General features: G+C 71.7%; 19 protein-coding genes. 8 read left to right on the forward strand and 11 right to left on the reverse strand.

What is annotated here, in order from left to right:
• Window positions 1-81 precede the first annotated feature (81 nt).
• Window positions 82-1866 carry a sulfatase-like hydrolase/transferase gene (locus ACIPSJ_RS31515; RefSeq protein WP_401351073.1) on the forward strand — a complete coding sequence of 595 codons (1785 nt, stop codon included), beginning with the start codon at window positions 82-84 and terminating at the stop codon, window positions 1864-1866.
• A 7-nt stretch (window positions 1867-1873) separates the two neighbouring features.
• On the opposite strand, the gene ACIPSJ_RS31520 is transcribed toward ACIPSJ_RS31515, so the two are convergent.
• From ACIPSJ_RS31520 to ACIPSJ_RS31530, 3 genes are read right to left on the reverse strand one after another with little or no spacing between them, the layout of a single operon-like run.
• Window positions 1874-3205, reverse strand: coding sequence for a lanthionine synthetase LanC family protein (locus ACIPSJ_RS31520; protein ID WP_401351074.1), 1332 nt, complete (start codon window positions 3203-3205; stop codon window positions 1874-1876).
• 9 nt (window positions 3206-3214) lie between these two features.
• Complete coding sequence (locus tag ACIPSJ_RS31525) at window positions 3215-3985, reverse strand: IclR family transcriptional regulator (protein WP_401351076.1); 771 nt, start codon at window positions 3983-3985, stop codon at window positions 3215-3217.
• Window positions 3982-4530, reverse strand: coding sequence for a MarR family transcriptional regulator (locus ACIPSJ_RS31530; RefSeq protein ID WP_365688028.1), 549 nt, complete (start codon window positions 4528-4530; stop codon window positions 3982-3984). Before ACIPSJ_RS31530 ends, ACIPSJ_RS31525 begins: the two co-directional genes overlap by 4 nt.
• 98 nt (window positions 4531-4628) lie before the next feature.
• On the opposite strand from ACIPSJ_RS31530, the gene ACIPSJ_RS31535 reads away from it, so the two are divergent.
• Genes ACIPSJ_RS31535 through ACIPSJ_RS31550 form a run of 4 tightly spaced genes read left to right on the forward strand, consistent with a single transcriptional unit; the run spans window position 4629 to window position 8407 of the window.
• Window positions 4629-5546, forward strand: coding sequence for an SDR family oxidoreductase (locus ACIPSJ_RS31535; protein WP_359213903.1), 918 nt, complete (start codon window positions 4629-4631; stop codon window positions 5544-5546).
• On the forward strand, window positions 5546-6421 hold the full coding sequence (locus tag ACIPSJ_RS31540; RefSeq protein ID WP_355713885.1) for an amidohydrolase family protein: 876 nt from the start codon (window positions 5546-5548) through the stop codon (window positions 6419-6421). Before ACIPSJ_RS31535 ends, ACIPSJ_RS31540 begins: the two co-directional genes overlap by 1 nt.
• 10 nt (window positions 6422-6431) lie before the next feature.
• Window positions 6432-7937, forward strand: coding sequence for a long-chain fatty acid--CoA ligase (locus tag ACIPSJ_RS31545; RefSeq protein ID WP_359213900.1), 1506 nt, complete (start codon window positions 6432-6434; stop codon window positions 7935-7937).
• A 14-nt stretch (window positions 7938-7951) separates the two neighbouring features.
• Window positions 7952-8407, forward strand: coding sequence for a MaoC family dehydratase (locus tag ACIPSJ_RS31550; protein WP_401351077.1), 456 nt, complete (start codon window positions 7952-7954; stop codon window positions 8405-8407).
• 71 nt (window positions 8408-8478) lie between these two features.
• On the opposite strand, the gene ACIPSJ_RS31555 is transcribed toward ACIPSJ_RS31550, so the two are convergent.
• The 8 genes from ACIPSJ_RS31555 to ACIPSJ_RS31590 all read right to left on the reverse strand — a co-directional run bounded on the left by ACIPSJ_RS31555 (window position 8479) and on the right by ACIPSJ_RS31590 (window position 20394).
• Complete coding sequence (locus ACIPSJ_RS31555) at window positions 8479-10152, reverse strand: PHP domain-containing protein (protein WP_401351078.1); 1674 nt, start codon at window positions 10150-10152, stop codon at window positions 8479-8481.
• 26 nt (window positions 10153-10178) lie between these two features.
• Window positions 10179-12014 (reverse strand): LamG-like jellyroll fold domain-containing protein, encoded by a 1836-nt coding sequence (locus ACIPSJ_RS31560; protein ID WP_359213891.1) that lies wholly within the window; start codon window positions 12012-12014, stop codon window positions 10179-10181.
• A 49-nt stretch (window positions 12015-12063) separates the two neighbouring features.
• Window positions 12064-15006 (reverse strand): glycoside hydrolase family 2 TIM barrel-domain containing protein, encoded by a 2943-nt coding sequence (locus ACIPSJ_RS31565; protein ID WP_401351080.1) that lies wholly within the window; start codon window positions 15004-15006, stop codon window positions 12064-12066.
• A complete protein-coding gene (locus ACIPSJ_RS31570) occupies window positions 15003-15923 on the reverse strand; it encodes an alkaline phosphatase family protein (RefSeq protein ID WP_359214111.1) in 921 nt (306 codons plus the stop codon). The genes ACIPSJ_RS31565 and ACIPSJ_RS31570 overlap by 4 nt, the downstream gene beginning before the upstream one ends.
• Window positions 15924-16053: 130 nt before the next feature.
• A complete protein-coding gene (locus tag ACIPSJ_RS31575; RefSeq protein WP_401351546.1) occupies window positions 16054-16977 on the reverse strand; it encodes a carbohydrate ABC transporter permease in 924 nt (307 codons plus the stop codon).
• A complete protein-coding gene (locus ACIPSJ_RS31580; protein WP_359213885.1) occupies window positions 16944-17951 on the reverse strand; it encodes a sugar ABC transporter permease in 1008 nt (335 codons plus the stop codon). Before ACIPSJ_RS31580 ends, ACIPSJ_RS31575 begins: the two co-directional genes overlap by 34 nt.
• A 2-nt stretch (window positions 17952-17953) precedes the next feature.
• Window positions 17954-19231, reverse strand: a complete 1278-nt coding sequence (locus ACIPSJ_RS31585; protein ID WP_359213882.1) for an extracellular solute-binding protein — start codon at window positions 19229-19231, stop codon at window positions 17954-17956.
• Between the two features lie 143 nt (window positions 19232-19374).
• Entirely contained in the window at window positions 19375-20394 is a 1020-nt protein-coding gene (locus ACIPSJ_RS31590; protein ID WP_359213879.1) for a carbohydrate kinase family protein, read from the reverse strand.
• Between the two features lie 128 nt (window positions 20395-20522).
• Between ACIPSJ_RS31590 and ACIPSJ_RS31595 the strand changes: the two genes are divergently transcribed.
• The 3 genes from ACIPSJ_RS31595 to ACIPSJ_RS31605 all read left to right on the forward strand — a co-directional run bounded on the left by ACIPSJ_RS31595 (window position 20523) and on the right by ACIPSJ_RS31605 (window position 26001).
• A complete protein-coding gene (locus ACIPSJ_RS31595) occupies window positions 20523-21287 on the forward strand; it encodes a DeoR/GlpR family DNA-binding transcription regulator (protein ID WP_359213876.1) in 765 nt (254 codons plus the stop codon).
• A gap of 286 nt (window positions 21288-21573) precedes the next feature.
• Window positions 21574-22911 (forward strand): 6-phospho-beta-glucosidase, encoded by a 1338-nt coding sequence (locus tag ACIPSJ_RS31600; protein ID WP_355713858.1) that lies wholly within the window; start codon window positions 21574-21576, stop codon window positions 22909-22911.
• A gap of 45 nt (window positions 22912-22956) precedes the next feature.
• Window positions 22957-26001 (forward strand): alpha-mannosidase, encoded by a 3045-nt coding sequence (locus ACIPSJ_RS31605; protein WP_401351083.1) that lies wholly within the window; start codon window positions 22957-22959, stop codon window positions 25999-26001.
• Window positions 26002-26003 lie beyond the last annotated feature (2 nt).

Genomic DNA, 26003 nt, shown 5'->3' on the forward strand with positions numbered 1-26003 from the left:
CAGCGTGTGCATGGTCCTGGACCGACGGCACCGATCACCATCGGTTCAGCAGCACGCACGCCGTCACACCGGGGGACCCGTATGTCCAGCCGCCGCCGCTTCCTCACCGGGGCCGCCGCAGCGCCCGTCGCGCTCGCGGCCGTCGCGGGGTGCGAGGACGGGGACCGGGCCCAGCCCGCTCATCAGGCCCAGCACACCGTCAAGCCCGCCGCGGCGGCACCGGCCGCGCAGCCCCCCTCGGACCGGCTCAACTTCGTGGTGATCCTCGCCGACGACCTCGGTTACGGCGAACTCGGCTCCTACGGCCAGAAGCTGATGTCCACGCCCCGGCTGGACACCCTCGCCGCCGAGGGCCTGCGCTTCACCCAGGCCTACGCGGCCGCCCCGGTCTGCGCGCCCTCCCGCTGCTCGCTGCTGACCGGCCTGCACAGCGGGCACGCGACCGTACGGAACAACCCCTTCGGACCCGGCGGCCAGGGCGCCCTCACCGAGAAGGACTTCACCTTCGCCGAGGCGCTGCGGGCGCTCGGCTACCGCACCGGCCTGATCGGCAAGTGGGGCTTCGGACCCAACGCCCCCGACCAGCCCAGCCACCCCAACGCCCGGGGCTTCGAGGAGTTCTACGGCTACCTCACCCACCACCACGCCCACGACTACTTCCCCGAGTACCTGTGGCACAACGGCACCCGCGAGGAGATCCCCGCCAACAAGGACGGCGCCCAGCGGGTCTACGCCCCCGACCTGATCTCCGAACGCGCCCTCGGTTTCCTGCACACCCACCAGCGGGAGCCGTTCCTCCTCTGCCTCGCCCCGACCGTGCCGCACGCCCCCAGCAAGGACCCGCACCTCGGGGAGTACGCCGACCGGCCCTGGACCGGCCCCGACAAGCGGCACGCCGCCCAGGTGACCACCTTCGACACCCTGGTCGGCGACGTCACCGACAAGCTCACCGCGCTCGGTCTCGCGGACCGCACCATCGTCCTGGTCACCAGTGACAACGGACCGCACGAGGAGGCCGGCACCGACCCCGAACTCTTCGACGGCAACGGCCCGTTGCGCGGCTTCAAGCGCAACCTGTACGAGGGCGGCATCCGGGTCCCGTTCGTCGCCTGGTCACCGCGGCACGTCCCGGCCGGCACCACGGACCGGCCCACCCCGCTCACCGACCTGCTGCCCACCCTCGCCGAGCTCGCGGGCGCGCCCGCCCCGGCCGACATCGACGGTCTCTCCCTCGCCCCGCTGCTGCGCGGCTCCGCGCACCCGGCCCGCCACGACAGCCTGTACTTCTACCGCAACCACGCGGGCGTCACCGCCCGCCAGAACGCCGTCGACCACGGCCGGGGCGACCGGCTCGCGGAGGCGCTGCGCCGGGGCGACCTGAAGGCGATCCGGTTCGCGCCGGGGCAGAACCGGCGGGCGCCGGACGACCAGTGGGACGTGGAGCTGTACGACCTCGCCCGCGACCCCGGCGAGGAGCACGACCTCGCCGCCGCCCGGCCCGCCCAGGCGGACGCCCTGGTGAAGCTGATGCGCGCGTCCTGGGCGCCGGTGTACCCGCGCAAGCCCTTCGGCGTGAGCCTCGACGTCACCGGCGAGGGCGGGGAGTTCACGGTCACCGCCACCCTCGCCAACGGCTCCGCGCGCCCGTGGAACGCGGCCCGGCTCACCCTCGACGCCCCGAGCGGCTGGCTGGTGCACGCCCGGGACCCGGCCGGCGCGACCCGGCTGGACCCGGGCGACCACCTCACGGCCCGCTGGCTGGTCACCCGCCCCCAGGTCTCCACCGCCACCACGCTCACCTGCCGGGGCACGGCCCACCACGCGGACGACGAGGTCACCTACACGGCGACGGCGACGCTCGGCTGATCCGCGCTCACCTGCCGTACGCCTGCCGGGTCCCGGCCGGCACCGCCCACCACTGGTCCGGGCGGTCCACGACCGGGGCGTCCGGGCCGGTGTCGAGGTACCGGGCCAGGCGCAGCAGGTAGGCCCCGATGCCCGCCGCGCCCTGCATCCAGGACGTGCCCGGCGGCAGCAGCGGGTTCTCGATGCGGTACTCCACGAACCGCCAGCGGGCGCCCGCCGCGTCCCGGACCGCCCGCTCCACCAGGGCGTCTCCCATCCGTACCGCGCCCTCCGCCAGCGTCGTCGCCCGCGGTGTCCCCGCGCAGTCCTGGGCCGCGTCCAGGAGGACGTCCCCCACCCCCGCGGTGCCGCAGCAGCGGCCGTCGTTGTCCCAGAACCCGGGGCGCAGCCGCTCCGGGAGTCCCGAGTCGAGGATCGAGGTCATGCAGCGCTGCCGCAGTTCCCCGACGTCGTGCCCGGCCACCTCGGTGACGCCCGCGTGCGCCAGCGCCGCGAACAGGTGGGAGGTGCCCGTCGGCCCGTGGCACCAGGTGTAGGTGACCGGCTCCACCTCGCGCTTCGACGGCGGGATCGTGTGCGGGACGATGAAGCCGCCGTCGGCCAGCGAGCCCATGGCCAGCACGTGCCGGGCCCCTGCCACGGCGGCCGTGACGAAGTCCTCGCGGTGCAGGGCCGCGCCCGCCACCGCCAGGGCGGAGGCCACCCCGGCGGCACCGTGCGAGTAGTTCGGGCTCCGCGACTCCGTGCTCGGCGAGATCCCCCAGTCCAGGCCCGCCTCGGTGCGGTCGGCCATCCGCAGCAGGGCCTCGCCGCCCGTCGTCGCGATCGGTTCCGCGTACTCCCCGCCCGCCCAGACGGCCGTCAGGACCACGCCCGCGACGCCCATGATGATGTCGGTCAGGGGTGCGTCGGAGTCCGGTACGAATCCGATGGTGGTCCGCCAGCCCTCGGGGGTCGCGAGCTCGGCGAGCCGCCGCAGCACGACCGCCTCGCTGCCCGGTTCGAGCAGCCGCAGCGCCGTGGCGTGGCCCGCCAGGCCGAGGTAGAGGGAGGGTTCCGTCACGACGGGTGCCTGTGCCGACAGGCGGCGCACGATCCCGGCCGCCAGGGTCTGCTCCCGCTCACCGAGTTCCCGGTACCGGGCGATCTCCACGAGCACCGGGGCCAGCCCCGTGATGCCCGCGTACAGCGAGTCCCGGTCCTCGGCGGGCGCGGGGTCCCCGGTGTCCTCCTCCCGCACGTCCTCCGGCAGCCAGGGGCCCTCGTCCTCCCGTATCTGGTCCAGTACCCACGACCAGGCGGCCTCGCCCAGCTCCCTGTACACCTCGCTCGCTGTCACCCGGTCACGCTACACGGCCTGGTCCGTCCGCTCCGGCCGCCAGCCCAGGGCCCGGGAGATCCCGCGGGCCGCCAGCCGCACCGCCGGGACCAGCGCCGGTACCTCGGCGTCCGCCTGCGGCACCACCACCGACACGGCGGCGGCCACCCGCCCCGCCGCCCCGCGCACCGGGGCCGCCACCGACAGCGCGTCGTCCGTGACCTGACGGCTGCTCACCGCGACCCCGGTACGCCGGACCTCGGCCAGCGACCGGCGCAACCGGGCCGGGTCCGTGAGGGTGTACGGCGTGAAGGCGGCCAGCGGCCCGGCGCAGTACTCCTCCTGGAACCCGGGCGCCTCGTGGGCGAGCAGGGCGAGCCCCACCCCCGTGGCGTGCAGCGGCCAGCGGGCGCCCACCCGGATGTGCACACCCACCGCCGAGCGCCCGGACAGCCACTCGATGTAGACGACCTCGGCGCCGTCCCGCACCGCCAGCTGCACGTTCTCGTGCGTCGACTCGTACAGGTCCTCCAGGTACGGCAGCGCGATCTGGCGCAGCGCGAGCCCCCGGGGCGCCAGCGCGGCCAGCTCCCAGAGCCGCAGCCCCACGTGGTAGAAGCCGTCCGCGTCCCGTTCCAGCGCGCCCCAGGCGGTGAGCGCGCCGACCAGGCGGTGCGCGGTGGTGAGGGTGAGCCCGGCCCGGCGGCTGATGTCCGTCAGGCTCAGCGCCGGATGCCCGTGGTCGAACGCGGCGAGGACCGCGAGCAGCCGGTCGGGCGCGGAGCGCGCGGCGGTGGTCATGGCCGGTCGGCGATGCGCTGCAGGAGCGCGTGGAGCGTGTCGCGCTCGGCGGGGTCGAGCGGGCCCAGCAGGTCGTTCGTCACCCGCCGGCCCGCCGCGTCGGTGTCCCGCAGGAAGGCACCGCCGGCGTCGGTGAGGACGACGATCCGGCTGCGGCGGTCGTCGGGGGAGGGGCGCCGCTCGGCGAAGCCCAGCTTCTCCAGGTCGTCGACCAGGCCCACGATCGCGCTCGGGTCGTAGCCGAGCCGGGTGCTCAGCTCGCGCTGGAGGGCGCCCTCCGAGGTGGCGAGGAACCGGAGCACCGCGTAGTGGCGCAGCCGCAGCCCGGACTCCTGCAGGAACGTGTTGAAGAGCTGCCCCGAGCGCAGTCCCAGCCGGTACAGCAGGTACCCGGCGTCCGCGTGCAGCCCGCGCATCCACGGCTCGTCCGCGTCGATCGAGGGCGGGTTCTCGGTGTGCTGGCGGGTGATGGCGGTCTCCCTGGTCCGGGCCCCGGGCGGCGGGGGCGGTCTGCGGCGGTCGGTCTGTGGCACAGATTCCAGCATGACGCACCCGTGGGTCGGCAACAACTATTGACGTCGACAATTATTGCTCTTAGCTTCGATCTCGCAGTCGTCACCGTCGTCCGTGAAGGGACACCGCCGTGCCCACCATCGATCTCACCGGCAAGGCCGCCGTCGTCACCGGCAGCGGCCGGGGCCTCGGCCTCGCCTACGCCCACGCCCTCGCCGCCCACGGCGCCTCCGTGGTCGTCAACGACGTGGACGAGGCCGTCGCCGAGCAGGCCGTGAAGTCCATCGTCGAGGCCGGCGGCACCGCCGTCGCCGAGGTGGTCCCGGTCGGCACCGCCGAGGCCGCCGACCGGCTCGTCAACCGGGCCGTCGAGGAGTTCGGACGGCTCGACGTCCTGGTCACCAACGCGGGCATCCTGCGCGACAAGGTGCTGTGGAAGATGACCGACGACGACTTCGACGCGGTGCTCACCACCCACCTCAAGGGCACCTTCACCTGCGCCCGCGCCGCCGCCGTACGGATGCGTGAGCAGGGCGAGGGCGGCACCCTCATCCTGGTCGGCTCCCCGGCCGGGCAGCGCGGCAACTTCGGCCAGACCAACTACGCCGCCGCCAAGGCCGGCATCGCCGCCATGGCCCGCACCTGGTCCATGGAGCTGGGCCGGGCCGGCATCACGGTCAACGCGATCGTCCCGGTGGCCGCCACCGCCATGACCGAGACCATCCCCGCCTTCGCCCCCTACATCGAGGCGATGAAGAACGGCGACCCGCTCCCCGGCTTCCTGCGCAAGGGCGAGGGCTTCGGCACCCCCGAGGACTGCGCGGCCCTCGTCCCCTTCCTCGCCTCCGAGGCCGCCCGGGGCATCACCGGCCAGGCCATCGGCATCGGCGGCGACAAGGTGGCACTCTGGTCGCACCCCCAGGAGATCCGGGCGGCCTACGCCGACGGCGGCTGGACCCCCGACACCCTGGCCGACGCCTTCCCCACCTCGGTCGGCGCGGAACTCCAGACGGTCGGCATCCCGGCGCCCAAGCTCCCGGAGGCGTGATGGACATCGAGGCACTCACCGCGATCGACGTCCACACCCACGCCGAGGTCTCCTCCAAGGGCCACTCCTCCCTCGACGAGGACCTGCACGACGCCTCCTCCGCCTACTTCAAGGTCGAGGGCAAGCGGAAGCCGACCATCGAGGAGACCGCCGCGTACTACCGCGAGCGGAACATGGCCGCCGTGATCTTCACGGTGGACGCCGAGTCCGCGACCGGCACCGCTCCGGTCCCGAACGAGGAGGTCGCGGAGGCCGCCGCCGCCAACTCCGACGTCCTGATCCCCTTCGCCTCCGTCGACCCCTTCCGCGGCAAGGCCGGCATCCGGCAGGCCCGCCGCCTGGTCGAGGAGTACGGGGTCAAGGGCTTCAAGTTCCACCCCAGCATCCAGGGCTTCTTCCCGAACGACCGCGCGGTGGCCTACGGCCTCTACGAGGTGATCGAGGAGACCGGTGCCATCGCCCTCTTCCACACCGGCCAGACCGGCATCGGCGCCGGGGTCCCGGGCGGCGGCGGCATCCGCCTCAAGTACTCGAACCCCCTGCACGTGGACGACGTGGCCGCCGACTTCCCGCACCTGAAGATCATCCTGGCGCATCCGTCCTTCCCCTGGCAGGACGAGGCCCTGGCCGTCGCCACCCACAAGCCGGGCGTGCACATCGACCTGTCCGGCTGGTCGCCGAAGTACTTCCCGCCGCAGCTGGTGCAGTACGCCAACACGCTGCTCAAGGACAAGGTCCTGTTCGGCTCGGACTTCCCCGTCCTCACCCCCGACCGGTGGCTCGCCGACTTCGCGAAGCTCCCGATCAAGGACGAGGTCCGGCCGAAGATCCTCAAGGAGAACGCCGCCCGCCTGCTCGGGCTGACCAAGCCATAAGGGGCCGCAGATGCGCAACGAGGGACTGGGATCGTGGCCCGCACGCCGGGCCCGCAAGACCCCGCACCGCACGGCCCTGGTGTTCGGTGAACGGTCGACCGACTACCGCACGCTGTACACGCGCACCACCCGCCTGGCGCACGCCCTGCGCGCCCTGGGCGTCCGCCGCGGCGACCGCGTCGCCTACCTCGGCCCCAACCACCCCGCCTACCTGGAGACCCTGTTCGCGGCCGGCACCCTCGGCGCGGTCTTCGTCCCGCTCAACACCCGCCTGGCCGGCCCCGAGATCGCCTACCAGCTCGCCGACTCCGGCGCCAAGGCCCTCCTGTACGGCCCCTCGCACGCCGGACTCGTCGCGGGCCTGCCCGGCACCATCGACGTGCGGACGTTCGTCGAGGTCGGCCCCGAGTACGAGCAGTTGCTGGCCGCGGCGGCGGATGACCCGATCGACGAGCCCGTCCTGCCCGACGACACCTGCATCATCATGTACACCTCGGGGACGACCGGCCGCCCCAAGGGCGCCATGCTCACCCACGCCAACCTGACCTGGAACGCGCTCAACGTCCTGGTCGACACCGACCTGATCGCCGACGAACGCGCCCTGGTCTCCGCCCCGCTGTTCCACACGGCGGGCCTGAACATGCTCACCCTGCCGGTCCTGTTGAAGGGCGGCACCTGCGTCCTGGTGGAGTCCTTCGACCCGGAAGCCACCTTCGATCTGATCGAACGCCACCGGATCACCTTCATGTTCGGGGTGCCGACGATGTTCGACCAGGTGGCCCGCCACCCGCGCTGGCCCGGGGCGGACCTCTCCTCGCTGCGCATCCTCACCTGCGGCGGCTCGCCGGTGCCGACCCCGCTGATCGCCGCCTACCAGGAGCGGGGCCTGACCTTCCTCCAGGGCTACGGCATGACCGAGGCCTCGCCCGGCACCCTCTTCCTGGACGCCGAGCACGCGATCGACAAGGCGGGCTCGGCGGGCGTACCGCACTTCTTCAGCGACGTAAGGGTGCTGCGGCCCGACCTCACCCCGGTCGACGTCGGCGAGACCGGCGAGATCCTGGTCCGCGGCCCCCACGTCATGCCCGGCTACTGGGGGCTCCCGGAGGAGACCGCGGCCTCCTTCGCGGACGGCTGGTTCCGCAGCGGGGACGCGGCCCGGGTCGACGAGGACGGCTATGTCTTCATCGTCGACCGCCTCAAGGACATGATCATCTCCGGCGGCGAGAACATCTACCCCGCCGAGATCGAGGACCTGCTGCTCGCCCACCCCGACATCGTCGAGTGCGCCGTCATCGGGGTGGCGGACGACAAGTGGGGCGAGGTACCGCGTGCGGTGGTCGTCCCCCGCGAGGGCGCCGACCTCGACCCCGAGGAGGTGCTCGCCTCCCTGTCCGGCCGGCTCGCCCGGTACAAGCTCCCCAAAACACTGGTGCTCGCGGACGAACTCCCGCGCACCGCCTCCGGAAAACTCCTCAAGTCCCGTGTACGCAAGCGCTACGGCACCGACTCCTGAGTAAGGACAGCCACATGACCGTCACCGTCAACGGCCTCGACCAACTGAAGAAGCTCGCGGGCAGCGACCTGGGCAGCAGCGACTGGATCGAGGTCACCCAGGACCGCATCGACACCTTCGCCGACGCGACCGGCGACCACCAGTGGATCCACGTCGACCCCGAGCTCGCCGCCGCCGGGCCCTTCGGCGCCCCGATCGCCCACGGCTACCTCACCCTGTCGCTGTTCATCCCCCTGTTCACCCAGCTGCTGGACGTCCAGGGCGTCTCCACGAAGGTCAACTACGGCCTGAACAAGGTGCGTTTCCCGTCGCCGGTGAAGGTCGGCTCCCGCATCCGGCTGATCGCGCGGCTGGTCGAGGTCGAGGACGTGGCGGGCGGGGCGCAGATCGTCGTGGACGGGACGATCGAGATCGAGGGCGGGACCAAGCCGGCCGCGGTGCTGCAGAGTCTGTCGCGGTTCTACGCGTAGGGCTTGCCGCGGTGGGGAACTGCGGGCCGGTGGGGGCCGGCCGCGCAGTTCCCCGCGCCCCTTCGGGGCGCTTAACTCACGACGTCCACGAAGACCGGGTTGGAGTAGAACCACGTGTCCGCCCACGGGTCGCCGTCGCCCGGCGTGTGGGTGATCGGGCCGTGCGGGTCGACGGACGCGCCCAGGTAGCCCGTGCCGTTCCGCTTGCCGTCGCTGCCGCGCAGCCGGACGTAGAACGACTCGTCGCCCGCGGTGATCGGGAAGCGGAGCGTGTACGTGCCCTTGCGGCCGGAGACGTCCTTGGTCTGGACGACCTTGGTGTCGGGCGCCTGCCAGGTGTCGCGGTCGGCGACCGGGCCGCGCACCGCGCCCCGGATGACGTCGACGTGCGCCAACTGGGGCAGGATGCCGTGCGGGTTGACACGGGACGCGCTCGTCACCGTCACGTTCAGGGTGATCCGCTCGCCCTTGCGCACGCGCAGCCGGCCGCCGAGGGTGACGCCCCGGCCGTGGTCGCAGTCCCGGGTGAGCCGGACGTCGAGGCCGTCGAGCAGGTGGCCGTGGTCCAGCCAGACCCGGCCCGCGCGCAGGCCCGCCATCACCGCGCGGTAGCCGTAGCGGGTGACGCCGACGTGGGTCCGGCTGAACTCGCCGGGCCAGAAGTCGGAGCCGGGCTGCGTGGTGTCGGTGTCGACCGGGTCGGGCAGCTTGCCGGTGTTGTCGAAGTTCTGGCCGGCCGGCCAGTCGCCGTTCTTCCAGGTGTCGAAGACCGTGCGGTGGTTGTCGGAGTTGGTGGTGATCGTGAAGAGCCTGCCCTCCGACAGCATCGCGTCCCACAGACCGCCGACCGTCGCGGTCGCCCAGTCGAAGCCGCCGTACGTGACATAGGCGCCCGTGGGGAAGCCCGCCCAGGACTGGGCCGACCGGCTGTTCTGGTACTCGCCGCGGATCGCGTTCGTGCCGCCCCAGCCCGGGATCGCGGCACCCTGGGCGCCGGGCGCGCCCTCCATGCCGATCATGATCTCGGCGGCGGCGTCCCGCCAGTTGCGCATCTCGTGCGGGGAGTCGATGCCGAGGCGCAGCGGGTGGTTGGCGAGGACCAGGACGTCGTCGACGTAGCCGGTCCGGCGCTGCTCGGCCAGCCACTGGATTGCCTTGACGGCATGCGCCTCGTTGCGGGCGGTGTCCGTGGCGCCGGCCGAGCCCTCGGTGTAGCCGAGGAGCTTGCCGTCGTAGGCCAGCTCGAACTGGGTGAGCAGGTCGGTCTCGTGGGGGCCGGGCGCGGCGAAGACCGTGCAGTGCTCGGCGGCCGGGATGTACCACTCCAGGCCCTGGAAGATCAGCTGGCGCGGGTTCTCGGCGCGCGCCTTGAGGATCTCCGCGTGCTCCATCTTGGCGCCGTAGTAGGCGTGCCCGAAGTTGGAGTGCTCGTTGAACACCATCCAGTCCAGGCCGTACTTCGCGGCGGCCTGCGCCTGCTGGGAGAACGTGTACTTGGCGTCGTGGCTGTACACGGAGTGCACGTGGTGGTCGCCGACCAGGTAGGCGAGGCGCGGGTCCTCGCCGCCCAGGCCCTGGCGGGCGGGGGAGGCGGCGAACGCGGGGGTGGCCGCCGAGCCGAGGGCGAACGCGGCGCCGAACAGGCCCGCGCGGCGCAGGAGTCCGCGCCGCGACACGCCTTGGGCGTCGAGGTCGGCGGGGGAGACGGAGGGATCGGCCCAGGAGGGCAGCTGCTGCTCGGTCATGAGAGTGGTGATCCTCGTAACGGGGGTCAGTGGGTCATGAAGGAGGAGACGGGCAGCGCCCGCGCGACGATCCGGACGTCGCCGAGGCGGCCGTGCAGGATCTGGTCGATCTTGTCGGCGTACTCGTAGCCGCCGAGCAGCCAGGGCTTGCCGGAGGAGGCGATGCCGATCGCGGGGGCGTGCGGGTTGCGGGCCACCGGGCAGCCCTGCACGTACATGACCGTGTGCCGGCCGTCGTTGACCACGGCCACGTGCCACCAGATCTCGGGGTCGGTCTCGTCGCCCCAGTTGGTGGCCAGCTGCTGCTGGTCGAGCGGGTGCGCCGCCCACTGCGGGCCGGGACCGTCGGACAGGGAGAGGGTCGCGAGCGGCTCGTCGGGGTCGTCGGTCACCGTGCCGACCGAGCCGTTGCGGCCGGTGCGGCTGACCAGTCCGGACCAGGCGTTGTGCGAGGCGTCCCAGTCGGCGGGCAGCCGGTAGAACGCCTCGATGGTGTAACCGTCCTTGAACGTGGCCGAGTTGAGCGGCGCTCCGTCGACGGTCTTGAGGTACGCGCCCTTCAGCGGGGACTTGTAACCCGTGAACTCCAGGCTGCCGTGGCCCGGCTGGTCCGGGTGGTGGTCCGCCGACCAGCCGAGGGTGCCGCCGCCCACCGAGACCACGGTGAGGTCGTTGCCGTGGCCGGAGAGGTCGCGGACCGTACCGGAGACGGCCGAGTCGAACCGCCAGTAGGCGGCCGTGCCCCGGACCAGCAGCTGCGAGACGGGCCGCGCCGGGCGGACCGGCACCGGGTCGAAGCCCTCGAAGCGGTCCGCGAAGTCGAGGTCGACGGAGAAGCGGTCGCCGTCGCCGCTCAGCTCCATCTCCTGCCGCTCCAGCTCGTTGAGGCCCTTCTTGGCCCGGCCGAGGATCCACGGCGAGACCGTCTCCACGTCGATGACGTTCCGGTCCAGGTCGAAGTGGTACAGGCGGATCATCGCCGCGCCGCCGAAGTACCGGTTCTGGTAGTTCGTCAGGTGCAGGTGCACCTCGTTGCCCGCCGCGTTCTTCCGGGTGGCGCGGCCCGCGGGCCAGTAGTGGCCGTTCAGGGTGAGGAAGATCTGGTCGTGCTCGTTGACCAGCTGGTCCCACAGCTGCTGGCCGTACGACGACAACGTGTCGTCGTCCACGACCAGTTCGTGCGTGGTGAGGATGACCGGCGTCTTCGGGTGCCGGGCGATGACGTCCTTCGCCCAGGCGTACCCCTTCGCCGACAGCCGCCAGTCCAGCGCGAGGACGAGCCACTCGCGCCCGGCCGCCTTGAACAGGTGGTAGGTGTTGTAGCCGTCCGAGGAGGCGCCGCCGAAGGTGGACTTGTCCTCGAAGCGCTGCGGGCCGAAGGCGTCCAGGTACGGGGTGGAGCCGCGCTGGTCGTCCGTGGAGGACCGGATGTCGTGGTTGCCGGCCAGCACGCTGTAGCCGACCCCGCGCCGGTCGAGGATCCCGAACGCGTCGCTGATCGCGGCGAACTCCTCCTCGGCACCGTTCTGGGTGAGGTCGCCGAGGTGGGACAGGAAGACGATGTTGTCCTCCTTGGCCTGCTCCAGCAGATACCGCAGCGAGGCCTCGATCGGCGCCGGGTTGATGCTCGGCCCGTCGAAGAGGTACTGGGTGTCGGGCATCACCGCGAGGGTGAAGCGCCGGCTCTCCGTGTCGGGCCGGAAGCCGGACCCCGAAGCCGCCTCGGCGACGGTCGGCAGCGCCACCCCGGCGGTGGCGGCGGTGGCGGCGGCGCCGAGCAGCGCGGTCGCCCTGAGGAAGCTGCGTCTTCCGGCTCCGGCCTGCGCGGCCTCGCCCTGAGGATGGTCATGCGAAGTACACACGTGTGCTCCGTGAGTAAGCAGAAGTGACGAGGGAGGGCGTGGGGGGATCTCAGAGGACGCGCAGGGTCCAGCTCCAGCGGTGGACGCCCGGTGCGACGAGGTAGGAGGGGAAGGTGTCAGGACCGCACGAGGCCGTACCGAGGCCCCGGTGTGCGGCGTCGATGTGGACCACACAGCCCGGACGCGGCACGAGTTCGTCGTGGTGCGTGACGGCGGTGAGGTCCTCGGCGCGGTGGCGGGTGACGGAGACCTGGCGGGGCTCGTCCAGTTCGACCGCGAGTCCGGTGGCGTCCGGCGCCGACAGCGTGAACCGCCGTACGCCGTGCCGGCCGCCGCTCTCCTGCGGCCGCAGGTACGGCGTGAACAACTCGTCCACGGGGAGGGAGTGGTGGCCGACCGGGGCACCGGCGGCACGGTCCGGGTACGACTCCCAGGGACCCTGACCGAACCACTCCAGCAGGTCGAGGCCGGCCACCGTCTCGAAGACCGAGCCGACCCGGGCCACGTCGTCGAACTCCTCGGGGAGTTCGGCCGACTCGTCGACCCGGACCCCGCCCTCGACCGGCGTGAACTCCTGCCGGTGCCGTACCACGCCGACCGTGCCGGCGTACTCGGCGAGCACGACCACCCGCTCGCCCTTCTGGTGCACGGACACCACCTTGCGCACCAGCTGGTCAAGACCCCAGGTCCGCCAGCGCAGCGCCATTCCGCCGAGTTCGTCGTTGTCGGTCGGCGCCCGCCACAGGGTCAGCGCCGGCGCGGTGGTGAGCAGCGGGTGGCGCAGCAGCCCCTCGCCGTCCACCTCGACGGCCGGCCCGGCCTGCACCGGCTCGCCGAGCGGGTCCGCCGCCCGGATCCGGATCTGCGGGGCGCAGACCTCGGTTCCGGCCGGTGCCCACGCCTGGTCCTCGCCGACCGTCACCCGCAGCGTCAGCCAGGCCTCGCCGCCGTCCGCCGGCACCTCGAAGGGCAGCGGCACGGCCGCGGTCTCCCCGGGGCGCAGCTCGGGCAGCTTCGCCGGACCGGTCAGCGTACGGCCGTCGGCCAGCGCCAGCTCCCAGGTGCCGGTCAGCCACTCCAGGCCACGGAAGTGCTGGTGGTTGGCGAGCACGATGCCCTCGTGCCGGAAGCAGCGGATGCGGACCGGCGCCGCGATCTCCCGGTGCTCGTACATCGCGGGCTTCGGGGTGCGGTCGGGGAAGACGACGCCGTCCGCGACGAACGCCCCGTCGTGCAGGGCCTCGCCGAAGTCGCCGCCGTACGCCCAGCGGTGGCCGGGCGCGGTGACACCGTTGTCGTACAGTCCGGCGCCCGTGCGCCCGACCGGTCTTCCGTCGCTCACCCGCTGGAGAATTCCGTGGTCCCAGAACTCCCAGATGAACCCGCCCTGAAGACCCGGAGTGGACTCGATGGCGGCCCAGTGGTCGGCCAGCGTGCCGTTGCTGTTGCCCATCGCATGGGAGTACTCGCACTGGATCAGCGGTTTCGTCTGCTCCCCGGACAGGGCGTGGGCGACGCAGTCCTCCAGCGCCGCGTACATCGGGCAGGCGATGTCGGAGGCCACGTCCGGGTCCGCCCAGCCGAGCTTGGCCGCCCCCTCGTACTGGATCGGCCGGGTCGGGTCGTGCCGTCGCACCCAGCCCGCCGCCGCGTCGTGGTTGGCGCCGTAGTCGGACTCGTTGCCCAGCGACCAGATGATGATCGAGGGGTGGTTCTTGTCCCGCAGCACCATGCGCGAGACCCGGTCCACGAAGGCGTTCAGATAGCGCGGGTCGTCGGCGATCTCGTGCGCGTGGTCGTGGGACTCGATGTCCGCCTCGTCCACGACGTAGAAGCCGAGTTCGTCCGCGAGGTCGTACAGGGCCGGGTCGTTGGGGTAGTGCGCGGTGCGGATCGCGTTGAACCCGAACCGCTTCAGCACCACCAGGTCGGCGCGCATGTCGTCGTACGACACCGTCCGCCCGGTCAGCGGATGGAAGTCATGGCGGTTGACGCCCCGGATGAACACCCGCTCGCCGTTGACCAGCAGGTCCCGGCCGACGATCTCGACGTCGCGGAAGCCGACGCGGTGGAACGAGCTGTCGGCGACCGTGCCGTCCGCGCGGTGCAGCCGGACGGTCAGCCCGTACAGCTCGGGCTGTTCGGCGTTCCAGGTGCGGACCTCGGGCACGGCGGCATGGATCCGGGCCTCGCCGAGGAAGTCGGAGACCCGGTCGTCCTCGATGTTGACCCGGTCGAACTCGGCGTCCTGCGCGAGGAGTTCACCGTCCAGGTCGGCCGTGACGTACCAGCCGCCGGGCAGCGCCCGGTCGCCCGCCGCGTTCCGTACCAGGCAGTCCACCCGCAGCTCGCCGTCCTGCCGCGCCCGCACGCCCACGTCCGCGAGATACAGCGGATCGGTGGCGTACAGCAGCACGGACCGGGTGATCCCGCCGTGCCACCAGTGGTCCTGGTCCTCGATGTGCGTGGCGTCCGACCACTTGACGACGGTCAGCCGGAGGACCGACCGCTCGCCGGGACGGACGACTCCCGTCAGGTCGAACTCGGCCGCCAGGTGCGAGTCCTTGGAGACGCCCACCGGCCGCCCGTCGAGGTGCACGAGCAGCACGCTCTCGGCCGCGCCCACCTGGAGCACGATCCGGCGCCCGGCCCACTCGGCGGGGACGTCCAGCTCCCGCTCGTAGACCCCGGTCGGGTTGGCGGCCGGCACCTGCGGCGGGAACTGGCGAAACGGCATGGTGACGTTCGTGTACTGCGGCAGGTCGTCGGTGTCCTGCACGGTCCAGGCGCCGGGGACGTACGCCGTGGACCAGGCACCGCCGACCGGCGCGTCCGGAGCGGGCAGCAACTGGAAACGCCAGTCGCCGTCCAGGGGGAGTGCTCCGGAGCGCCGGTCGACGGCGTTCATGGGGAGCCGGCCCCAGGAGGTCACCTCGGGTGCCTCCCAGGGGCGCAGGGCGATCAGGCGGTCGGTGGGAAGTTCGTCGGTCATGACCATTCCGAAGTCGGTGGGGCGGGGCTGGGCAGGACCCGTCCCGCCCAGCCCCACGCGGGGTCGACGGGGATGCCGAGACGGTCCAGGGCGGTGGGGGCGATGTCGATGAGCCGGGGGGAGTCGAGCCGGGTGCCCGCGGCGGGCGCGCCGGGTTCGGCGAGGATCACGAAGACCTCGCGTTCGGCGTGCGTGTCGCCACCGTGGCCGCCGGCGTCGAGATGGCCGTGGTCGGTGGTGACCAGGACGGTCCACCGCTCCGCGGGACCCCGGCCCTCGATCGCCGTCAGCAGCCGCCCCAGGTGGGTGTCCTGGGCGAGCAGGGCGGCGTCGTAGGCGGGGGAGAGGGGGCCGGTGGCGTGGCCGGCCTCGTCGGTGGAGCCGAAGTACACGAACAGCAGGTCCGGGTCGTGCTCGGTGAGCCAGCGGACGGCGGTGCGGGCGACGAGGTCGTCCGCGGTGGCGTAGCCGTCGCTCTCGCCGTCGTGGTGCACCCGGCGGCCGACGGCGGGGCCGAGGACACCGCGGTGGACCAGCTCCGGCCAGGACACCGCGGCCGCGGTGCGCAGACCGGGGCGGGCGGCGGCCGCACGGCTGAGGAAGTCGGGGTGGCGGGTGTAGTCGGCGCCCACGAAGTCGTTGCCGGTGACGCCGTGCCGGTCGGGCCAGACCCCGGTCAGCACGCTCGACCAGCCGGGCCCCGAGTCGGTGTAGGCCATGCTGGTGGACGGCCCGCCCTCGGCCTGGCCGTCCGTCTCGCCGTAGGGCAGCAGGCTGGTGCCGTACGCGCCCGCGGCCATCAGTCCGTGCAGCACGGGCGCGTGGGCGGGCGAGAGAGTCAGCCGGTCGGGGCGCAGCCCGTCCATGCCCACCACGAGCACCCTGCCGTGCGCGGTGCCGTCCCGGCCGGGGGGCACGGCACGGCGCCGGGCGAACGGCAGGCGGGCGGAGGGCCCCGCACCCTCCGCTGCCCGCGTCCGCCCGGCGTCGGTGTCCGTCACCGGATCCCTCCTCTGTCTCACGTGCGCGTCCCACACGTGGCGCGGGTCAGGTGCCCTGCACCGCGCCCTCGGTGGCGCCCGCGATGAAGCCGCGGGCGAAGATGGCGAAGACCAGTACCAGCGGGAGCGACGCCATCAGCACACCGGCCATGACCATGCTGTAGTCGGTGGTGTGGCCGACGTTGAGCTGGGCCAGCTCCACCTGGAGGGTCACGTGGTCGGGGTTGGTGAGCACGATGAGCGGCCAGACGTAGTCGTTCCAGGCACCGACGAAGGCGTAGATGGCGAGGAAGGACAGCGCGGGCCTGATCATCGGCAGCGCGATGTTCCAGTACTGGCGGAAGAACCCGGCGCCGTCGATGCGCGCGGCGTCGAGGAGTTCGTCGGGCACGCCGTTCTCGATGTACTGGCGCAGCCAGAAGATGCCGAAGGCGTTGGCCAGGGCGGGCGGGACCAGTGCCTTGAGCATGCCGACCCAGCCGATGTTCGACATGAGGATGAACTGCGGCAGGATCGCCAGCTGCAGCGGCAGCATCATGAACAGCAGCAGCGTGCCGAAGAGCACCTTGCGGCCCGGGAAGTCGAACTTGGCGAAGGTGAAGGCCGCCAGCGAGTCGATGAACAGCACCAGGACGGTGGTGACGGTCGCGACGATGACCGTGTTGAGCATCGACCCGAAGAAGTCGATGGTGTTCAGCACGTGCCGGATGTTCTCCAGCAGGTGCGAGCCGAAGGTGAACTTCGGCGGGCTCTTGTAGATGTCCTGGGTGGTGTTGGTCGCCATGACGATCGTCCACACGAACGGGAAGACCGAGAGCAGGACGGCCGCCATGAGGATGATGTGCGCGGTCAGGCCCTTGGGGCGGCGCAGCCGCCTCGCGCGCGGGGCCGGCCGCGCCGGGCCGGCCGTCGGAGCGGCTGCCGGATCGGCTGTGGTCACGGCTTCCTCCCTCGTTGGGTGATGCGCCAGTTGACGGCGACGAGGACGATGATCAGCAGGAAGAAGGCCCACACGATGGCGGCGCCGTAGCCGTAGTCGTTGTTGAGGAAGGCCGACTGGTAGAAGTACAGCAACGTGGTCAGACCGGCCTGTCCCGGGCCGCCGAGGTTCGCGTTCGCGGCGTTGCTGGCGAACAGGACCTGGGGCTCGCTGAAGCTCTGCAGGCCGTTGATCGTCGAGATGATGACGGTGAACAGGATGATCGGCCGCATGATCGGGACGGTGATCTGGAAGAACGTGCGGACCGGGCCGGCGCCGTCCATCTTCGCCGCCTCGTAGATCGAGGTCGGGATCGCCTGGAGACCGGCCAGGTAGATGATCATGTTGTAGCCGGTCCACATCCAGGTCATCAGCAGCGAGATGACCACCTTGATCAGCCACGGGTTGCTCAGCCACGGCACCGGCGAGATGCCGACCGTGCCCAGGATCGCGTTGACCAGGCCGAAGTTGTTGCTGAACACCGCGCCGAAGAAGATCGCCACGGCCACGATCGAGGTGACGTTCGGCACGTAGAGGGCGATCCGGTAGAAGCCCTTGAAGCGGCGCACCGAGTGCAGCAGCGTCGCCAGCACCAGGGCGCCCAGCAGGGTGGGCACGGTGGACAGCACCCAGATCACCAGGGTGTTGCGGATCGACAGCCAGAAGACCGGGTCCGACCACAGGAACTTGAACTGCTGCAGGCCCACGAACTGCATGTCGCCGAGGCCGTCCCAGCGCTGGAAGGCCAGGTACAGCGAGTAGAAGACCGGGAAGAACGAGAACGCGGCGAAGATCAGGTAGAAGGGCGAGATCGCCAGGTACTGCCGCCAGTACGCCAGCGGGCCGCGCCGCTTGGGCCGGACGGTGCCCGCGGGCGTGGCGCGCCGCGGGCGGAACCGGGCCGGGCCCGGCCCGCCGCGGTGTTCGGGCACCGCGGCGGGACCGGTCACCGGAGGTGACGTCATGCTCAGTTCACCCCCTGCCGCCGGGCGATCTGCTTGGCCTGGCTGACCGCGTCGTTCCAGGCGTCGTCGGGCTTCTTGCCCTTGGCCTCGATGTTGGTCAGCTCCGTCTTGTAGGGGGCCATGACGGCGGCGTCGGCCGGGGCCTCGTAGGCGGCCGGGACGGACTTGGCGGCCGGTCCGAAGACCTCGATGATCTTCTGTCCGCCGAAGAAGGCGTCGGGGCCCGTCATGGCCGGCATGGTGTACGCGGCCGGGGCGGCGGGGAAGATGGCGGCGTCGGTGAACCCGCGGGCGTCGTTGGCCGGGCTGAGGATCCAGCTGATGATCTTGAAGGCCTCTTCGGGGTTGCGGCACTGCTTGGGCAGGGCCAGGTAGGAGCCGCCCTGGTTGGCCGGTCCGACGGGCATCGCGCACACCCGCCACTTGCCCTTGGTCTGCGGGGCCGCCTGCTCGATGTCCAGCGCGTGCCAGGCCGCGCCGAGCTCGGTGAGGAGGTTCTTGCCGACGGCGGCGTTCCAGGAGTTGTCGTTGATCTTGGCGTCGAGGCCCAGGGTGTAGGGGCGCACCGACGTGGTCCACGCGGCGCGGATGTGGTCCTGGTCGCCGATGAAGTGGTTGTTCTTGTCGATGAACCGCTGGGTGCCCTGGCCGATGGTCATGTCGAACATGGAGCCGAGGTTGTTGACCAGGTAGGTGCCGGGGTTCTTCTTCTGCACCTCCAGGCCGAGCTGGAAGTAGTCCTCCCAGGTCGTGACCAGGGCGGCGACCTTGTCGGGGTCGGTGGCCACGCCCGCCTTGGCGAACAGGTCCTCGCGGTAGAAGAGCGCGGTGGGGCCGATGTCGATCGGGAAGCCGATCTGCTTGCCGTCGGAGGTCTGGGCGAGCTTGGTCTTCCAGCCCAGGTACTGCGAGGAGAGCTTCTTGAAGCCCAGGTCGTTCAGGTCGAGGAAGCGGGAGGCGTTGGGCAGGAAGGAGGCTATGTCCTCGCCCTTGATGCCGGTGATGTCGGGCACGGAGGAGCCGCCCGCGGCGAGCGTGGTGGTGAGCTTCTGCTTGAAGTCGCCGCCGATGGAGGCGGCGGTCAGCTTGACCGAACCGCTGAAGTGGGTCTTCGCCTCCGCGACCACCTTCTCGCTGAGCGCACCGCCCCAGTACCACAGGGTGAGGTTCTTGCCGTTCTTGGTGCCGCCCGATCCTGAGCCGCCGCATGCGACGGTCAGGCCGGACGCGGCCGCGGTGAGCGCGGCGGCCTGGAGGAAGCCTCTACGTGAAAGGTCCACGGGTCACTCCTGTTGTTCCTGTTCGTGGTACTGAGGGGCGTGGTAGTGAGGGGCTTGGTGCTGTGGGGCGTCGGGCTGTCGGGCGTGGGGCCGTCGGGCGTGGGGGCTGCGGATCGGGCGTGGGGCTGTGGGTCGGGTCCGGGTCAGTGCTGCCGGGCGGGCGGGGTGACGGGGGCGTGGCGCACCGGCGGGCCCACGTCGGCAGGGATGCGGTCGGCCAGGAAGCCGTACGCGCGGCGCAGTTCGGGGTCGGTCTGTGAGCGCCACCAGCGGTCGACGCCGTACCAGCCGGGGGCGGCGAGCGCCCCGCCGTGCCGCTGGACGGAGAGGCCGGCCGCGAGCACCGCGAACCGGAGCCGCTCGGCCAGCGGCCAGCCGCCGAGCGAGGCCGCGACGAAGCTCGCGCCGAACACGTCCCCGGCACCGGTGGCGTCCAGGACGTCGACGGCCAGTGCCGGGACCTCCGCGTACTCGCCGGTGGTCTGGTCGACGGCCACCGCGCCGTCCCCGCCCCGGGTGACCACCGCCACCGGCACCAGCTCCGCGAGCGTACCGAGGGCGGCGACCGCGGTGTCGGTGCGGGTGTAGGCCATCGCCTCGGTCTCGTTGGGGAGGAAGGCGTGGCACAGGGCCAGCTGGTCGAGGAGGTCCTGGGACCACTTCTGGGTGGGATCCCAGCCGACGTCGGCGTAGACGTGGGTGCCGTTCGCGGCGGCCTTGGCGATCCACTCGCGGGGCTCGGCCTCGATGTGCACGAGCGCCGTGCGCGCCTCGGGCGGGTCGCCCATCAGCACGTCCTGAGAGTACGGGGGCTCCTGGCCGTGGGTGACGAGGGCCCGGTCCTGACCGGTGGCGAGCGAGACGGTGACGGGGGTGGGCCAGCCGTCCGCGGTGCGGGAGAGCGAGAGGTCGATCTCCTCCTGGTCGCACAGGACGTCCCGGCAGTACTCGCCGTAGAAGTCGTCCCCGAAGACCGTGGCCAGCGAGGTGCGCAGGCCGAAGCGGGACGCGGCCACCGCGAGGTTGGCGATGCCGCCGGGGCCGCAGCCCATGCCCGCCGTCCAGATCTCCTCGCCCGCCGTCGGCGGCTTTCCCAGCCCCGTGAGGACGAGGTCGTAGAAGAGCAGCCCGGTCAGCAGCACGTCGGGCCTGTCGTCGTCCACGCGCACAGCCTCTCGTCAAAACTCGTCAATTTCGATGACCGGAATCGTGCGCCGCTCTGCGAGATTGGTCAATACCCGAGCAGAACTGAGCATGGATTTGATTGAAGATGACGAGTAGTGTTCGCCGCGTGCTGGCAGAACGACGACATCAACTCATCCTGCGGGCCCTGCGTGCCGGCGGCCCCGCGGCTGTGACCGACCTCTCCGAGCAGCTGGGTGTGAGCCCGGCCACGATCAGGCGCGACCTGGTCAAGCTGGAGGAGGACGGGCTGCTCACGCGTGTCCACGGCGGTGCCGTCGTCGAGGAGGGCGACCAGCCCTTCGCCGAGGTGGCCGAGGTGCGGGTGGCCGAGAAGGACGCCATAGCCGAGCGTGCCGCGGCGCTGGTCAGGGACGGCCAGTCGGTGCTGCTCGACATCGGCACCACCGCCTTCCGGCTCGCCCGGCAGCTGCACGGCCGCCGCCTCACGGTCATCACCAGCAACCTGGTGGTGTACGAGGAGCTCGCCGACGACGAGGGCATCGAACTGGTGCTGCTCGGCGGCATGCTCCGCCGTGAGTACCGGTCCCTGGTCGGTTTCCTCACCGAGGACAACCTGCGCCAGCTGCACGCCGACTGGCTCTTCCTCGGCACCAGCGGGGTCCGCCCGGGCGGACAGGTGATGGACACGACGGTCGTGGAGGTGCCCGTCAAGCGCGCCATGATCAAGGCGAGCGACAACGTCGTGCTGCTCGCCGACACCGCCAAGTTCCCGGGGACGGGCATGGCGAAGGTCTGCGGTCCCGAGGACCTGGACGTGGTGGTGACCAACGCGCCGGTGGACGCAGTGACGCGGGCCTCCTTCATGGAAGCCCGCGTCGAGGTGGTAGTGGCAGGAAAGGCTCAAGCTTGAATCCTCTCCCTCGGAGCCGAAGGAGATTCCTGGCTCACGCTGCTCAAGCGCTCAGCGAGCGATCGAGTCTTCCGCGATCAACACCAGCCGGGTTGAAACCAGCCCGGGTTCTTGGAGCAAGTACACAGAGACAGTGCGTGCTTGGTTCTCGCAACGCACTAAGCAGACCTTATCCGTTCATATGGGCAGAGATCCGCCGAACTGGCGAATCTCCGACCCGAGATCTGTTCCGTGAAGGCTCGATCGCTTCGTGGCCTGAACGCGTGGGCATCCTTGGAGGAAGCCGGTGAAACTGACGATTCTGGGCGGCGGCGGGTTCCGCGTGCCGCTCGTGTACGGCGCACTGATGACGGACCGGGCCGAGGGGCGGGTCACCGAGGTCGTGCTGCACGATCTCGACGCCGGCCGGCTGTCCGCGGTCGCCCGGGTCCTGGCCGAACAGGCGGCGGGCGTCCCGGACGCCCCCGCCGTGACCGCCACGACCGACCTGGACGAGGCCCTCACCGGCGCCGACTTCGTCTTCTCGGCGATCCGGGTCGGCGGCCTCGAAGGCAGGGCGAACGACGAACGGGTGGCCCTCGCCGAGGGCGTCCTCGGCCAGGAGACGGTCGGCGCGGGCGGTATCGCCTACGGCCTGCGGACCGTCCCGGTCGCCGTGGACATCGCCCGGCGGGTGGCGCGCCTGGCCCCCGACGCCTGGGTCATCAACTTCACCAACCCCGCGGGACTGGTCACCGAGGCGATGTCCCGGCACCTCGGCGACCGCGTCATCGGCATCTGCGACTCCCCGGTCGGCCTCGGCCGCCGGATCGCCCGGGTGCTCGGCGGGAACCCGAAGGAGGCCTGGATCGACTACGTCGGCCTCAACCACCTCGGCTGGGTACGCGGTCTGCACATCGCGGGCCGCGACGAACTCCCGCGGCTGCTCGCCGACCCCGACCTGCTCGGCTCCTTCGAGGAGGGCAAGCTCTTCGGCGTCGACTGGCTCCAGTCCCTGGGCGCCATCCCGAACGAGTACCTGCATTACTACTACTTCAACCGCGAGGCCGTCCGCGCCTACCAGCAGGCCGAGAAGACCCGCGGCGCCTTCCTGCGCGACCAGCAGGCGCACTTCTACGAGGCGGTCGCCGCCCCCGGTTCCAAGGCCCTGGACGTCTGGGACCGCACCCGCGCCGAGCGCGAGGCCACCTACATGGCGGAGAACCGGGAGACGGCCGGCGCCGGCGAGCGCGACGCCGACGACCTCTCCGGCGGCTACGAGAAGGTCGCCCTCGCCCTGATGCGGGCCATCGCCCGCGACGAGCGCACCACCCTGATCCTCAACGTCCGCAACCGCGACACCCTCGCGGTCCTCGACGGCGACGCCGTCATCGAGGTGCCCTGCCTGGTCGACGCCAACGGCGCCCACCCGGTCACCGTCGCCCCGCTGCCCGACCACGCCACCGGTCTTGTCTGCGCGGTCAAGGCGGTCGAGCGCGAGGTGCTCGCCGCGGCCGAGTCCGGCTCCCGTACGACGGCCGTGAAGGCGTTCGCCCTGCACCCGCTGGTCGACTCGGTGAACGTGGCCCGCCGGCTGGTCGAGGGGTACACCGAGGTCCACCCGGGCCTCGCGTATCTTAAGTAGCCAGCCGCCCGGAAAGCGCTTTCCATCCCTCTTCTGGAGACTTCCATGCACGACGAACGCCGCCGGATCGAGGAGCGCGTAGAGCGCCTCCAGAACCAGCGCATCAAGCCCGCGATCTACGCGGCCGCCGTCCCCTTCGAGGTGGCCGCCTGGCAGGCCCCGGGAGAGCCGGTCTCCTTCGAGGAGGCCACGGCGGCCCCGTACGAGCCCTTCGCCATGGACACCCCGTGGGGCCCGCCCTGGGGCACCACCTGGTTCCGGATGCGCGGCCAGGTGCCCGCCGAGTTCGCGGGCCGCCGCGTCGAGGCCGTCATCGACCTCGGCTTCGTCGGCGACTGGCCCGGCAACCAGGCCGAGGCCCTGGTCCACCTCACCGACGGGACCCCGCTGAAGGCGGTCAACCCGCTCAACCAGTACGTGGCGATCGCGAACCCGGCGACCGGCGGCGAGGTGATCGACTACCTGGTCGAGGCCGCCTCCAACCCGGACATCCTCGCCAACGACTTCCGTGAGCCCACGCCCCTCGGCGACGTCCTGACCGCCGGCGACAAGCCGCTCTACACCTTCAAGCGTGCCGACATCGCCGTCCTCGACGAGAACGTCTGGCACCTCGACCTCGACATCCAGGTGCTGCGCGAGCTGATGCTGGAGCTGGGCGAGCACGACCCGCGCCGGCACGAGATCGCGCACGCCCTCGACCACGCGATGGACCTGCTCGACCTGGACGACATCGCCGGCTCCGCCGCCGCCGTCCGCGAGGCCCTGAAGCCGGCCCTCGCCAAGCCCGCGCACGCCAGCGCCCACATCGTCTCCGGTGTCGGCCACGCGCACATCGACTCGGCCTGGCTGTGGCCGATCCGCGAGACCAAGCGCAAGACCTCCCGCACCTTCTCCAACGTGACATCGTTGGCGGACGAGTACGAGGAGTTCGTCTTCGCCTGCTCGCAGGCCCAGCAGTACGAGTGGGTGCGCGACAACTACCCGCAGGTCTGGGCCCGCATCCAGGAGTCCGTGAAGAAGGGCCAGTGGGCGCCGGTCGGCGGCATGTGGGTCGAGTCCGACGGCAACCTGCCCGGCGGCGAGGCGATCGCCCGCCAGCTCGTGCACGGCAAGCGGTTCTTCATCGAGCACTTCGGGATCGAGACCAAGGGCGTCTGGCTGCCGGACTCCTTCGGCTACAACGCGGCCTACCCGCAGCTCGCCAAGCTGGCCGGCAACGAGTGGTTCCTCACCCAGAAGATCTCCTGGAACCAGACCAACACCTTCCCCCACCACACCTTCTGGTGGGAGGGCATCGACGGCACCCGCATCTTCACGCACTTCCCGCCGGTCGACACCTACAACGCCCGCTTCAGCGGCGAGGAGATGTCCCGCGCGGTCCGCAACTACGCCGAGAAGGGCGCCGCCACCCGCTCGCTGGCCCCCTTCGGCTGGGGCGACGGCGGTGGCGGCCCCACCCGCGAGATCATGGAGCGGGCCCGCCGCCTGAAGGACCTGGAGGGCTCCGCGAAGGTCGAGGTCGAGCACCCGGACGCGTTCTTCGCCAAGGCCCGCGCCGAGTACGAGGACGCCCCCGTCTGGGTCGGCGAGCTCTACCTGGAACTGCACCGCGCCACCTACACCTCGCAGGCCCGCACCAAGCAGGGCAACCGGCGCAGCGAGCACAAGCTGCGCGAGGCCGAGCTGTGGGCGACCACGGCCGCCCTGCACGTGCCCGGCTACAGCTACCCGCACGAGAAGCTCGACCGGCTCTGGAAGACGGTCCTGCTCCACCAGTTCCACGACATCCTGCCGGGCTCCTCGATCGCCTGGGTGCACCGCGAGGCCGAGGCCGAGTACGCCCGCGTCGCCGAGGAACTGGAGGCGCTCACCAGCGAGGCGGTCACCGCCCTGGGCGGCGGCACGGCCCGCGTCTTCAACACCAGCCCCTACGACCGCGCCGAGGTCGTCCGCGACGCCGCCGGCACCCCGGTCTACGTCGAGGTCCCGGCGAGCGGCAGCGCCCCGCTGACGGCCGCCGCCGAGGCCCCGCTGCCGGTGACGGTCGAGGGCCGGGTCCTCGACAACGGACTCGTCCGGGTGGAGATCGCCGAGGACGGCACCCTGTCGTCCGTGTACGACCACCGGGCCGGGCGCGAGGTCCTCGCCGGCCAGGGCAACCTGCTGCGCCTGCACACCGACCTCCCCAACTACTGGGACGCCTGGGACGTCGACAAGCACTACAAGAACCGCTACACGGACCTCCTGGACCCCTCGCAGATCACGGTCGCCGACGAGGACCCGCTGGTCGGCTCGATCCGGGTCACCCGCCCGTTCGGCAACGGCTCGACGATCGTGCAGACGATCACCGTGCGCGCCGGCAGCCCCCGGATCGACTTCGAGACCGACATCGACTGGCACGAGGCCGAGAAGTTCCTCAAGGCCGGCTTCCCGGTGGACATCCGCGCCGCGCACTCCTCCGCCGAGATCCAGTTCGGCCACATCCAGCGGCCCACGCACACCAACACCAGCTGGGAGGCGGCCCGTTTCGAGGTCTCCGGCCACCGCTGGGTGCACCTCGCCGAGCCCGGCTACGGCGTCGCCGTGATCAACGACTCGACGTACGGCCACGACGTCTCCCGCACGGTCCGCGAGGACGGCGGTACGACCACCACGGTCCGCCTCTCCCTGGTGCGCGCCCCGCGCATCCCGGACCCGGGCGCCGACCAGGGCCGTCACCGCATCACGTACTCGCTGCTGCCGGGCGCCACCATCGGGGACGCCGTCGCCGAGGGCTACGCCCTCAACCTCCCGCTCCGGGTGGCCGACGCGGCGGGCGAGCCGCAGCCGGTGGTCTCGGTGGACGGCGCGGGCGTGACCGTCGAGGCGGTCAAGCTCGCCGACGACGCCTCCGGCGATGTCGTCGTCCGCCTCTACGAGTCCCGCGGCGGCCGTGCCCGGGGCGTCCTGCGCACCGGCTTCCCGCTGGCCGGCGCCCAGGTGACCGACCTGCTGGAGCGCCCGCTGGAGGACGCGGCCACCGACGGCGACAGCGTCTTCGTCGAACTGCGCCCCTTCCAGATCCTCACCCTCCGCCTCCGCAGGAGCTGACC

Source organism: Streptomyces sp. NPDC090088, assembly GCF_044747345.1.
GTDB lineage: Bacteria > Actinomycetota > Actinomycetes > Streptomycetales > Streptomycetaceae > Streptomyces.

What these genes read in the sequence shown, in the direction of transcription:
- ACIPSJ_RS31545 (WP_359213900.1), top strand. Translation starts at nt 6,432, where the DNA reads ATGCGCAACGAGGGACTGGGATCGTGGCCCGCACGCCGGGCCCGCAAG.
- ACIPSJ_RS31530 (WP_365688028.1), bottom strand. Translation starts at nt 4,530, where the DNA reads ATGCTGGAATCTGTGCCACAGACCGACCGCCGCAGACCGCCCCCGCCG.
- ACIPSJ_RS31550 (WP_401351077.1), top strand. Translation starts at nt 7,952, where the DNA reads ATGACCGTCACCGTCAACGGCCTCGACCAACTGAAGAAGCTCGCGGGC.
- ACIPSJ_RS31540 (WP_355713885.1), top strand. Translation starts at nt 5,546, where the DNA reads ATGGACATCGAGGCACTCACCGCGATCGACGTCCACACCCACGCCGAG.
- ACIPSJ_RS31605 (WP_401351083.1), top strand. Translation starts at nt 22,957, where the DNA reads ATGCACGACGAACGCCGCCGGATCGAGGAGCGCGTAGAGCGCCTCCAG.
- ACIPSJ_RS31525 (WP_401351076.1), bottom strand. Translation starts at nt 3,985, where the DNA reads ATGACCACCGCCGCGCGCTCCGCGCCCGACCGGCTGCTCGCGGTCCTC.
- ACIPSJ_RS31565 (WP_401351080.1), bottom strand. Translation starts at nt 15,006, where the DNA reads ATGACCGACGAACTTCCCACCGACCGCCTGATCGCCCTGCGCCCCTGG.
- ACIPSJ_RS31580 (WP_359213885.1), bottom strand. Translation starts at nt 17,951, where the DNA reads ATGACGTCACCTCCGGTGACCGGTCCCGCCGCGGTGCCCGAACACCGC.
- ACIPSJ_RS31555 (WP_401351078.1), bottom strand. Translation starts at nt 10,152, where the DNA reads ATGACCGAGCAGCAGCTGCCCTCCTGGGCCGATCCCTCCGTCTCCCCC.
- ACIPSJ_RS31515 (WP_401351073.1), top strand. Translation starts at nt 82, where the DNA reads ATGTCCAGCCGCCGCCGCTTCCTCACCGGGGCCGCCGCAGCGCCCGTC.